Source organism: Microbacterium sp. BG28, assembly GCF_034044005.1.
Lineage (GTDB): Bacteria > Actinomycetota > Actinomycetes > Actinomycetales > Microbacteriaceae > Microbacterium.
In genome coordinates this window covers 1-1,269 of record NZ_JAXCHA010000008.1, presented here as the reverse complement: position 1 = coordinate 1,269, position 1,269 = coordinate 1, and the positions used below count along the sequence as shown (strand labels likewise).

Sequence of the window (1,269 nt, the reverse complement as noted above, 5' to 3'; positions counted from 1 at the left end):
CGCCATTGGTGGGAAGATCGCCGACGACGTCCCGCCGCTCATCACCGAGCAGGCGGCACCTCTCGTCGACGCGGCGATCACCGCGGCAGACATCCCCGGTCAGGCGTCGGACGCCGTCGAGGCCGACATCGCAGGCCGCGATCTGGTGCAGCGCACCGACCCCGGTATCTCGCGTGTAAAGACGTTCGAGAACGACGAGTACGCGCGCGCGTGGGGTGGCGGTCCTGGCCTCGGACGAGTGTTCGGCGGGTGGACGCGCTTCGGATGGTTCAAGATGCCCCGCGGGTTCGACTTCGGGAACCGTCGCGCACGCATGGCGACGAGCGACCAGTTCCTCCGCGCCAGCGTGATCGGAACCCGTGTCGCCGAGGACGCACTCGACCTACAGGGCAACGTGCCGCTGTCGATCTTGAAGCGGTGGGGTCAGCGGCTCGCGAACGCGGGAACCGCTGCGCTGGCTTTCTGGCCGTTCCAGCCGAAGCCGACCACCATCATCCGCACCGTTCGTCCCGCTGGCGGCGGAGACTTCACGACCATCGCCGCAGCGATCGCGGCGTGCTCGGACGGGTCGCCGGCGAAGCGCTACGTCATCGACGTCGGCGACGGTGTCTTCAATGAGGTGAAGCTGCTCCGAGACTCGAGCTACATCACCCTGCGCGGCCGGCACAAGTCGACGACGCGCATCAACGGGTACCTGGATCCGTCCTCGACGGACACTCAGGTCGCCGACGCGTCCACGATCGACCTCCGCGGCACCGAGTGCTACATCGAGCACCTGACCGTGACGATCCAGAACGGACGCTACGCCGTGCACCCCGAGCTTAACGGGCTCAACCTGGACTCTGTGTACGGGTGGGACTCATGTGACTTCGAGCACCTCGGAAACGACGAGGTCGTGGCGTGGCGTGCAGCGAACCCGAGCCAGACGGGCGCTGGCTTCGACCGCGTCGCGACCGGCGGGTTCAACGGGGGCCGCTGCGCGATCGGCGAGGGCACTGCATCGGGCGCGCAGATCATCGGGAAGAACTCGGTGATAAAGGGAGCATCCACGTACTTTCTGCACGACAATTCCGCGTTCACGAAGCCGTCATTCCACCGTTTCGAGCGCTGCTCGTTCGTGGGCACGAGCATCCTCATCCTCAACCCGATCGGCGCTGGTCTCGATTCGCTGCTCGAGTTTGTCGAGAGCCGGTTCGACGCGGAGCGAATCGTTTTCCAGGACTCGGGATGGCTTTCGACCAGCACGGATCAGCCGGCATCTCACTATGA

The 1,269-nt window shown here is 65.8% G+C and carries 1 protein-coding gene; it reads left to right on the top strand.

What is annotated here, in order from left to right:
- On the top strand, nt 1-1,269 hold a 1,269-nt coding region (locus SK224_RS16695), incomplete at both ends, for a hypothetical protein (RefSeq protein ID WP_320435766.1).